This window comes from Endozoicomonas sp. ONNA2, assembly GCF_024606365.1.
In the GTDB taxonomy this organism is placed as follows: domain Bacteria; phylum Pseudomonadota; class Gammaproteobacteria; order Pseudomonadales; family Endozoicomonadaceae; genus Endozoicomonas.
This window is the reverse complement of the sequence record NZ_JAHHPO010000939.1, coordinates 1-9,777: the sequence shown is the minus strand read 5'-3', so window position 1 is coordinate 9,777 and position 9,777 is coordinate 1. Positions and strand designations below refer to the sequence as shown.

Below are 9,777 nucleotides of genomic sequence, written 5' to 3'. Positions count from 1 at the left end.
GCAAAAAACTGATTCTTTTACCAAAACTGATTGTTTTACCGAAAAGAGTCAACCTGCAAGGTATTCATCCAGGATAGGGTTTCGATGAAGCGGCGTTTGCACATGAATCGTCAGTTAATCAACTTCAAAAGAAGGATCCTTATTACTGGTGCTAACCACTTTATCGGAATTTCAAACAAAGCCCCCCTTGGTTCAGGGGCTTTTTTTTGGCTTGTAAATGTGCAATGGCGACAGGTATTACCTCCATGGGAAACAGGTTCTTTAACAGGAACATTATCTCCATAGCCGACCTTACCCGGGCAGATATGGAACAAATTCTTGAAGTGGCTGCTGAACTCAAACAAACGCCACGTCCTGGCCTACTAAAAGGCAAAGTGATTGCCAGCTGTTTTTTTGAGGCATCTACCCGCACACGCCTCTCATTTGAAACGGCGGTTCAAAGATTAGGCGGTACCCTGATTGGTTTTGCCGACGGTGGCAACACCTCTGCCAAAAAAGGGGAAACCCTCGCTGACTCCATCAAAATCATCAGTTCCTATACCGATGCGGTGGTGATGCGCCACCCCAAGGAAGGTGCCGCCCGGCTGGCCTCGGAATTCTCCAGTGTACCCATTATCAATGGCGGTGACGGCTCCAACCAGCACCCGACCCAAACCCTGCTGGACCTGTTTAGCATCCGGGAGTGCCAGGGTCGCCTGGATAATCTGAACGTCACCTTTGTCGGTGACCTGAAATATGGCAGGACAGTGCACTCACTGGCTCAGGCTCTGACCCACTTTAACGCAAAATTTAATTTTATTGCTCCGGATGCACTGGCAATGCCGGACTACATTCTGCAGCAGCTGGACGAAAAAGGCATTCAGTGGCACAGGGCGCATAGCATAGAAGCTGTGATTGCCGATACGGATATCATTTACATGACCCGGGTTCAGAAAGAACGGTTCGATGAAACCGAGTATAAGCACATTGCATCAAAGTATGTGCTTACCAACGAACCCCTGAGACAGGCACCGGCACATCTGAAAGTACTGCACCCTTTGCCAAGGGTTGATGAGATAGCCGTTGAAGTTGATCAAACCCCCCATGCCTATTACTTCGAACAGGCCCGCAACGGGGTATTTGCCCGTCAGGCGCTGCTGGCGCTGATTCTCAATGAAGCTCTTTATGACAAAATGTATGACCAGATATGAGGAGTGATCGATGAATAACAAACTTCAGGTTGAAGCCATCTGCCAGGGCACGGTCATCGACCATATTCCGGCGGGACAGGGGGTAAAAATCCTCGACCGTCTTCATTTGCTGAACAGTGACGCACGCATTACCGTGGGCTTTAATTTGCCCAGTAAAGCCTTGGGCTTCAAAGATATTATAAAAGTCGAAGGACGGATGTTTACCGAACAGGAGGCCAATGAATTAGCGCTGTTCGCACCTGGCGCAACCATCAACGTGATTGATGATTACCAGGTGGTGGACAAGTTCACCATGGCCATTCCGAAAACGCTGAGAGCCGCATTCGCCTGCCCCAACTCTAACTGCGTTACTCATAATGAACCGGTAGCGAGCTATTTCTACCTGCGTCAAAAAAGTCATGATATCCAGTTGCAGTGCCACTACTGTGAAAAGTCCTTCAGCAAGGAAATTGTGGCAGAGCTGAGATAGTGGCAGAGCTGAACTAATGGCAAGAAAGAAGGCGTCCAGTGCGCTAATAATGAGCGCCTTCTACTCTTCGGCTGGCCGAACATCCGATTGAAACATAAAGATAAAATCCTTCCCGCTCCACCAATGTCTAACTGCCAGACAGGGCATAACTATCTATTATTTAATTTTCAGCCAGACGGTAGGTGACAGCTATGAGTTCTTGTCCAATATCTAACTTTATCGGCAATCGTTGCATGCCAGACCCTGTGAGAGTGGAGTCTATTGCGACAAAAAACACAAATTTTGCTGAAGAAGCCAGCTTTTTTGCTGCTTTGTACCAGCCGTTCAAGGTAATACCGGTGCCTGATCCTCGTCTGATGCTGGTTCTATACGAGCAGAAGCTTGAAAAGAGAAAAAGAAAAGTGCCCAAGAAAAGCAAGTCTGAACAACTGTGGTTGGGCAAGAGATCGGAAGATGAACCACCGGGTGAATGGGGAAAATTCGAGGAAGTTTGACCAGAATTAATTCTTTGGCCTCTCATTCAGCCATTGACAATTTCCGCCATGCAAACGGGTTTGTCGGGTGGCAAGACGCCAATTCCTTGAATCAGCAATGGTTCGCGACAATTCATACAGCTCGTCATACAGCTTGTCATACAGCTCGCCAAACAGCTCGTTTGATTTGTCCATTGAATCGGCGCGATAATATGCCAGTACCGTGAAGATCCTCTCCAGAGTGCTCTCACACTATACCGTAATAAAGCGGACACGGTATTAACCAGCTAATTTCTTCCTCGCCCACCTCTGCGACGACCAGGGTAACGATTGTATCCATATAGCTGGCTCATCCGGCTGCCAATTGGTAAAGCCATTGTTCAGAACCGAAAGGAATGAGATTAAGGCATTGAGTGGTTTTCTAGGATTTTTCAAGAAAAGCAGCACGCGCAAAGATGCTGACCCTGAACAAAGGGAGAAAGCGCTTTCTGGCAGCCAACAACAGGCTTCGCGTTCCAGAAACGACGCCAAATCAGCAAAGCGTCCGAAGCGGACCAACAGCAGAAAGTCACGCCGTCCTGCCTCGCCACAGGAAAACTGGAGTATTGACCAGTTTCAGGTAGCGCCTGAGCCCGGGAAGACCCGCTTTCATGATTTTGCTCTGCCGGGCGAACTGATGCATGCCATCGCTGACCAGGGCTTCAAGTATTGCACGCCGATTCAGGCTGAGGTGCTGGAAAGTACTCTGGCGGGACGGGATGCAATCGGCAAGGCGCAGACGGGAACCGGTAAAACGGCAGCATTTCTGATCAGCACGATCAAGCAGCTGATTGACACCCCGGCACCGGATGCACGCTATCTGGGCGAGCCACGGGCGGTCATTATCGCCCCTGCGCGGGAACTGGCGTTACAGATTGGTAAGGATGCGCAGGCCCTGACAAAGTATCTTCCCCTGCACGTTGTCACAGTTGTGGGCGGTATGGATTATGAGAAACAGCGCAAACGCATCAATGAAAATTATGTGGATATTCTGGTTGCAACCCCCGGGCGCCTGCTGGACTACTGTGAGCGTAAAGACCTGTTTCTGGACCTGGTTGAAGTCATGGTGATTGACGAAGCTGATCGCATGCTGGACATGGGCTTTATCCCGCAGGTTCGGCGTATTATCCGCATGACGCCAAGGCCGGGAGACCGTCAGACGCTGCTATTCTCGGCGACATTCACTGATGATGTATTAAGGCTTGGAGAGCAGTGGACCTGGAACCCGGTAAAAGTTGAGATTGAGCCTGACAGTGTTGCCACCGAAACGGTAGAGCAAAAGGTTTACATTCTCGCATCGCAACAGAAGTTTCCCCTGCTGGTCAACCTGATTAACCATCATCAGCTGGAAAAAGTCATTGTTTTCACCAATCGCCGGGACCAGACACGCAAACTGACCGAACAGCTGCAAAGGGTTGGGATCAGGGCAGACCAAATCTCCGGCGAAGTTCCCCAGAACAAGCGCATCAAAACGCTGGAAAATTTCCGCTCTGGAAAAATTTCAGTACTGGTGGCTACCGATGTTGCTGGCCGGGGAATTCACATTGAGGGCATTAGCCATGTCATTAACTACAACCTGCCAGAAGACCCGGATGACTATGTTCACAGGATTGGCAGAACCGGAAGAGCGGGGGCGAGCGGAACCAGTATTAGCTTTGCCTGTGAAGATGATTCGTTTCTGATTCCAGATCTTGAAGCGCTGCTGGGGGACAAACTAAAGAAAGACTACCCACCGGAGCAGCTGCTTGTTGATCCAAACAAGCATCATTAATGGCTATGCAGGCAAACTCCATTGATTCGCCTGCCGACATGGGAGAAAAAAACAGTAAAATTTTCATACAGGAATACGATATATTCTTTCAAGCATAAGAGTAAAATCCATCAACTTAAACCCCCTAAGGAGGAAAAAAAATTTTTTTATTCTTCATCGGAATTTATCCTTGCCGGATGAAATCTTTTCGATAAGAATCAAATATGAGTAACCCAAAAACAGACAAGGGAGCTGCCTATGGGACATGCCCTGGAAAACAGGCCAGAAAACTCACCCATCACAACCACCTACATACTGGACAGTAACGTCCTGATTCACGACCCTAACTCTATCCTCAACTTTGAAGAACATCAGGTACTCATTCCCATCACCGTTCTGGAAGAACTGGACAAACTGAAAAACGGCAAACAGACCATAGCCGCTGACTGCCGCCAAGCCATACGACTGATTGATAACATTCTGGGTACTGCAACACCTGCACAGATAGAGCAGGGAATCCCTATCCAGAGAAGTCACAACAATGAAACATCCGGCACGCTCTCCATCATGATGAGTCATGCCGACGATAAAATCACCACACTGCCCAGCAGTAATAATGATAATCAGATAATTAACGACATCTGTCAGTATCAGAAAGCCCACCCGAAACGGCAGTTCATACTGGTAACCAAAGACATTAATATGCGTCTCAAGGCCAGGGGCTGCGGGATTTTTACCGAAGACTATCACAGTGACCAGCTGGTCAGTGATATTGGCTTACTGACCAAAGGTTTTATCCATTATGAAGGCAACTTCTGGGACCGGGTCAACGAAGTAAAAACCATACAACTCGATGGTAAAACCATTCACACCCTGGATAAAAGCGAGTTTGCCGAAGAGTTGTATCTCAACAAGTTCCTTTTAGACGACCAAGGGTTTGTAGCAAAAGTTATCGACATATCTGACGACCATGTACGTCTGCAGCACTACAGCAGAGAAAGCCTGATGCATCAGGAAGTCTGGGGGTTGAGGCCATTAAACATCAATCAGGCCATGGCCTTGAATCTGCTGCTTGACCCGGATGTACATCTGGTTAATCTCAATGGTGCCGCCGGTTCTGGCAAGACCATTCTGGCCCTGGCAGCCGCCATTGAAATGACCATTGCCACGAAACAATACCGGAGAATTATTGCCACACGTTCAACCCGGGGATTGGATGAAGATATTGGCTTCTTGCCAGGTACCGAGGCTGAAAAGATGGAACCCTGGCTGGGCGCTATCACTGATAACCTGGAGGCGCTGCACAATGATGACGAGTCCACCAATAGCAGTGTGGAGTACATACTCGACCGGGTACCGCTGCATTTCAAATCCCTGAACTACATCCGTGGCAGGAGTTTCCAGCAGAGTCTGATCATTATTGATGAATGTCAGAATCTGACTCCCCACCAAATCAAAACCATCATCACCCGCGCCGGTAACGGCAGTAAAGTTATCTGCCTTGGCAACCTGGCCCAGATTGATACACCTTACCTGGCAGCCACCAGCTCCGGCTTAACCTATATGACTGAGCGCCTGAAGCATTTCCCGCAGGGAGGTTCAATGCAGCTTCAGGGTGTACCAAGGTCACCACTGGCAGCATATGCTGAAACCCATCTGTAATTCATTCATCACTATCACCACAAAGCCCCGAAGCTTAACAGCCGGGGCTTTCTATTTTTTTGAGTAAGGACGAAGTTGTAAAATACTTTTGCGAAATTTGATAAGAAGTCCATAATATAACGGCTATTCGAATCATACAAAATCACAGGCTTTGTAATACAGTAACAGCTTCATATTCTTTGTTAATTACCGTGACGCCTATTACAAATCAACTATAAAGGGAGGTTATTATGAATCTCATATCAAATCAGTCCACATACTCGAGTTCAATCAATCAATTGCACCCAACAACCAGTAATTCACAAGATATTACTGACATAACTGATGCAACTCAAAACATTAAGGGATTTCATATAATTGAATCTCAAAATCCTGTTCATGACACTGATAAACTGAACCTGAGATCACGTAGTGCCAGCAGTATCACCTCTCCACAATCTCATGTTGCTGCGGCTCATCAACCTTGCCTGCAACCACCGGCTCAGGACAAACTGAATCCTGAATTGAAAGCTGCGATAACAAGGTATATTGAGAGAAAGAAAAACACCCCTATTCCTTTCACTGACTATAAAATATTACTTGATTACTTCCGTCGCCCCCTTCCCGAAATGGACTTTCATAAACTTGACAATGATGTTCTTGCGAAGGCGCTGAAAGCCCCAGACTTTTGGCTAAATGATATACCAGCCGATAGGCTTACAAGAAATCTTTGCTCAATCGCCTGTTTATTTGATAGCAGAAACCTGCAATATGTTCCCTTCGATTTTAAAGATACAGATCTATGTCAAACCGCATGTGTAAATGCTTTTGATCTCATCATAATTGAATACGTACCCGAACATATACTATCAGAATGGGCAAAGAATGGTTTTTTTGAGTCACTGTATTCATTAAAGGGGGGAGAATTTCTCCAATATATTCCCAAAGATTTCATCACAGACGATATACTAGCTCATGCCTGTAAAACAACGTCAGGTATATGCCGCCTTATTCCACCAGACCATCCAAATAGAAATGAATGGTTATTGTCGGCCTTTGAATTTCATCCTGGTGCGATTGAATTCATGCCTGATAAAATGATAACACCTGAGATCAGCCAGGCTGCCTGTGAAAAAGACGGTGCTTATTTCATGCATGTTCCAGACCGGCATAAAACACTTGATTTATGTCGTATAGCGTGTAAGTCAAGTTACGGGGTACTGGATCAACTTCCCTCATGGCTGACAGATGAAGAACGTAGCGAGCTTTATGGCATTGCCACTGAATTTAACGCTTCGGCATTGGCTTTTATCCCTGACATATTCAAAACCTATGATATGTGTAAACAAGCGTGTTTACACCTTAAAAAGGGTTTGATAATTAAATATCTACCTGAGCACCTCAACACAGAAGAGTTGCAAGCGCTTTATAAAATGGCCTGTATTTCTTCTGAAGGTGATGCCTTCCAATATATCCCTGATGACAGGAAAACAGATGAGCTTTACCAACTCGTATTAAATATGTGGACCTCGGCCATTAAAAAAAATTGCATGGCCTACTTTGAAATACCCGGCCGATACAGGACTACAGACCTTTTCAATATTGCCCTGGAAGAACTGACACCAGAATTTATCAATAACCTCACTGAGATTGATAGTGTTTCCAGACTACCTTATATTCCGGTTTCCCTGCAGTTCAAGTTATTAACCAACGCGAAAACAAGCACTGATGACAAATTGCATTTGATTGATTTAATCGAGCACATCAATTATCAACCTCATACTCCATTACCCTCAAGCAGTTGCATCACAACCACATCACCACTGGTGTTTGAAACCAGAAATCAACACCTGAATCATTTGATAATAGCGTCATACAGAAGCATAGGGTTTGAACCTGAAAATATCAGTAGAGGTCATGAAATTGACAATTATGGAAAACTCAAAACGACTGATATACTGCCAACCCATTTTCCGGAAGAATTATCAGCAAGCAATAACCAGCATCAAATAATGGTGGGTGGTCGTACAATCCAAATAACGAGCCAGGACAAAAGCGGGAAAAACATTTATTTTAAATTTCAGCGGAAGGGTGAAAAACTGCAAGAACTGGTTAAAGAAGGCTTTATCTATGAATATATTCAAAACCATCCAGAGATTCAACGGCACTTTAACAGTGAATTACCCACACTCCGGGGATTTATGAAAATTCCCCTAGATTTTCATTTGGAGGCGATCATCAAAAACTTCCCTGACCCAGTGGACATCCATGAGGACAGTGGGCAACGGTTTATTAATGTATTTTCTTACGCAGCACCTCCGGATTATTCAAAATACGCTTACCTCCCCGATTCAGCCACTGACCAACCTTGCAAAAAGCCTGAACAAGGCATACTTGATGCCTGCCATGATGTCGGCTTTCTGGCCAGCATGGGTCTGATTCTCACCAGCATGTTACCTGCTTTCCATGATACCGCCACCGTCCGGCGCTGGGTTGCCCTGCACAATGCTTTCAATGAACGAAACGGAGTGCATCCTGGTACTTTCGGTGCCTGGAATACCGATGCCACTGGGAAACCTGATTTTGGGCACTGTGGCATACGGGATATTGGCGATTATGAGCTTTTTGGCCAGATCAAAAGCATTCTTCAGTACAGAGACACGAATGACTGCACACACACATGTTCAAGTACGCAAAATCTGGCACTGGCTAATGCCATTTGTGAAAATATTCTGGCGGCATTATTAATCCGTTCACGCTTGCGCCAGCAGTTTGAAGATTATCATTACCAAAACCCCGAAGCCGTTGCACAGACGGCACGCTTCATCGAGTCAGTTTGTAATGAGTTCCTCTCAGGATTCAACACTTCAATTTCTTCCGTAAACCCACCAGAAAACTACCTGAAGAAGATGCTTCAAGTCACGGATGCTGATTATCAACAATGGCTACAACGTGCTGCACAAGAGCTGGTTTACTGGACAGGACTACAACCCGGAGAAGAAGGATACGAAAGCTTCAGGCAGAGCTTGTTTAACCATAATGAGTGCTACCTTAATCATATCGAGCAAGGAAAATTGAGTACGGAATTGTATCCTGAGGCCAATAAAACCAAAAAAACCAAAGCATGTTTTTACAACATCAATGGCCGCCTTAATCTCGGTGCACATAATTCGACATTTCCATTAATCACGCTGCTGAACGGCTTGACCCGAGGGGTAACCGCTCAGTTGATGAGAAGCGCAACTCATTCGCGTTGAAATGCTCATACTTGCCCCTATTAAAGGAACTCTCCCTGCTCTACTATTGACTTCATCATCACCAGCGTGAAAAATCAGGGAGCGTTTAATGCTGCTCGTTATTTCTCCAGCCAAAACCCTGGACTACGAAACACCATCCACAACAAAAACATTCACTCAGCCAGACTTTCTTGACCAGTCTGCCCTGCTGATTGAAAAACTCCGTGAATTAAATCCGGCAGCCATTGGCAGCCTCATGAGCATCAGTGATAGACTTTCCCAACTCAATGCTGCCCGCTTCCAGGCATGGTCGATACCATTTAGCCCGGATAACGCCAAGCAGGCCGTACTGGCCTTCAAAGGTGATGTATACACCGGTCTCGACGCAGCAACACTCAATGAACAGCAGCTGTCATTTGCCCAGAAACACCTGCGAATTCTCTCTGGCCTTTATGGCCTGTTACGTCCGCTGGACTTGATGCAGGCTTACCGTCTGGAAATGGGCACGGGATTTCCCAATCAGCGGGGAAAAGACCTTTACCAGTTCTGGGGAAGCAGGATCACAGAGCATCTGAACCAGGAGCTGGCCAGTCAAAAAAACCAGGTACTGCTCAACCTCGCGTCTAATGAATACTACAAGTCTGTGCAGCCAAAGCAGATTAATGGCCAGATTATTACGCCAGTATTTAAAGACTGGAAGAACGGCCAATATAAAATCATCAGTTTCTACGCCAAAAAAGCCAGAGGCCTGATGTGCCGCTACATTATCGACCATAATATTGATCAGCCAAAAAAAATAAAAAGCTTTGACTACGAAGGTTATGCCTTCAATGAGGCCATGTCCTCTGATCAAGAGTGGGTTTTCACCAGGGAAGCTCAGGATTCAATGTCTTCCCGTTAAACTGACGCCAGCTTACGCTTGCTCATGGCGCGTGAAAATATTTCCTGATTACCACTGATCGTACGTCATGAATCAGCT

Annotated in this window: 9 protein-coding genes; 7 read left to right on the top strand and 2 right to left on the bottom strand. The window is 46.2% G+C overall.

The annotated features are described in order from the left end of the window. The first annotated feature begins 245 nt into the window (after positions 1-245). Positions 246-1,190, top strand: coding sequence for an aspartate carbamoyltransferase (gene pyrB / locus KDK14_RS16725; protein WP_257266315.1), 945 nt, complete (start codon positions 246-248; stop codon positions 1,188-1,190). A 10-nt stretch (positions 1,191-1,200) separates the two neighbouring features. Further along, positions 1,201-1,659: an aspartate carbamoyltransferase regulatory subunit gene (gene pyrI / locus KDK14_RS16720; protein ID WP_257266314.1), complete on the top strand. Its 459-nt coding sequence runs from the start codon at positions 1,201-1,203 to the stop codon at positions 1,657-1,659. A gap of 160 nt (positions 1,660-1,819) precedes the next feature. Here the strand turns inward: pyrI and KDK14_RS16715 are convergent, their stop codons facing one another. Then, a complete protein-coding gene (locus KDK14_RS16715; protein ID WP_257266313.1) occupies positions 1,820-1,987 on the bottom strand; it encodes a hypothetical protein in 168 nt (55 codons plus the stop codon). Positions 1,988-1,997: 10 nt separating this feature from the next. Here KDK14_RS16715 and KDK14_RS16710 point away from each other — a divergent pair, with 10 nt between their 5' ends. Continuing rightward, complete coding sequence (locus tag KDK14_RS16710) at positions 1,998-2,153, top strand: hypothetical protein (protein WP_257266312.1); 156 nt, start codon at positions 1,998-2,000, stop codon at positions 2,151-2,153. A 6-nt stretch (positions 2,154-2,159) separates the two neighbouring features. Here KDK14_RS16710 and KDK14_RS16705 read toward each other — a convergent pair whose 3' ends face one another. Then, positions 2,160-2,327: a hypothetical protein gene (locus tag KDK14_RS16705; protein ID WP_257266311.1), complete on the bottom strand. Its 168-nt coding sequence runs from the start codon at positions 2,325-2,327 to the stop codon at positions 2,160-2,162. A 214-nt stretch (positions 2,328-2,541) separates the two neighbouring features. Between KDK14_RS16705 and rhlB the strand changes: the two genes are divergently transcribed. The 4 genes from rhlB to yaaA all read left to right on the top strand — a co-directional run bounded on the left by rhlB (position 2,542) and on the right by yaaA (position 9,699). After that, the gene (rhlB, locus tag KDK14_RS16700; protein ID WP_306671578.1) at positions 2,542-3,942 is read left to right on the top strand and encodes an ATP-dependent RNA helicase RhlB; all 1,401 of its coding nucleotides are present in this window, start codon (positions 2,542-2,544) and stop codon (positions 3,940-3,942) included. A 237-nt stretch (positions 3,943-4,179) separates the two neighbouring features. Continuing rightward, the gene (locus KDK14_RS16695; RefSeq protein ID WP_257266310.1) at positions 4,180-5,583 is read left to right on the top strand and encodes a PhoH family protein; all 1,404 of its coding nucleotides are present in this window, start codon (positions 4,180-4,182) and stop codon (positions 5,581-5,583) included. Between the two features lie 1,064 nt (positions 5,584-6,647). Beyond that, positions 6,648-8,819, top strand: a complete 2,172-nt coding sequence (locus KDK14_RS16690; RefSeq protein WP_257266309.1) for a hypothetical protein — start codon at positions 6,648-6,650, stop codon at positions 8,817-8,819. 88 nt (positions 8,820-8,907) lie between these two features. Further along, positions 8,908-9,699 (top strand): peroxide stress protein YaaA, encoded by a 792-nt coding sequence (yaaA, locus tag KDK14_RS16685; protein ID WP_257266308.1) that lies wholly within the window; start codon positions 8,908-8,910, stop codon positions 9,697-9,699. Positions 9,700-9,777 lie beyond the last annotated feature (78 nt).

Excerpts from the sequence above, each read along its gene's own strand:
- pyrB (WP_257266315.1), top strand. The coding sequence starts at position 246 with ATGGGAAACAGGTTCTTTAACAGGAACATTATCTCCATAGCCGACCTT.
- pyrI (WP_257266314.1), top strand. The coding sequence starts at position 1,201 with ATGAATAACAAACTTCAGGTTGAAGCCATCTGCCAGGGCACGGTCATC.
- KDK14_RS16705 (WP_257266311.1), bottom strand. The coding sequence starts at position 2,327 with ATGGACAAATCAAACGAGCTGTTTGGCGAGCTGTATGACAAGCTGTAT.
- KDK14_RS16695 (WP_257266310.1), top strand. The coding sequence starts at position 4,180 with ATGGGACATGCCCTGGAAAACAGGCCAGAAAACTCACCCATCACAACC.
- KDK14_RS16690 (WP_257266309.1), top strand. The coding sequence starts at position 6,648 with ATGCCTGATAAAATGATAACACCTGAGATCAGCCAGGCTGCCTGTGAA.
- yaaA (WP_257266308.1), top strand. The coding sequence starts at position 8,908 with ATGCTGCTCGTTATTTCTCCAGCCAAAACCCTGGACTACGAAACACCA.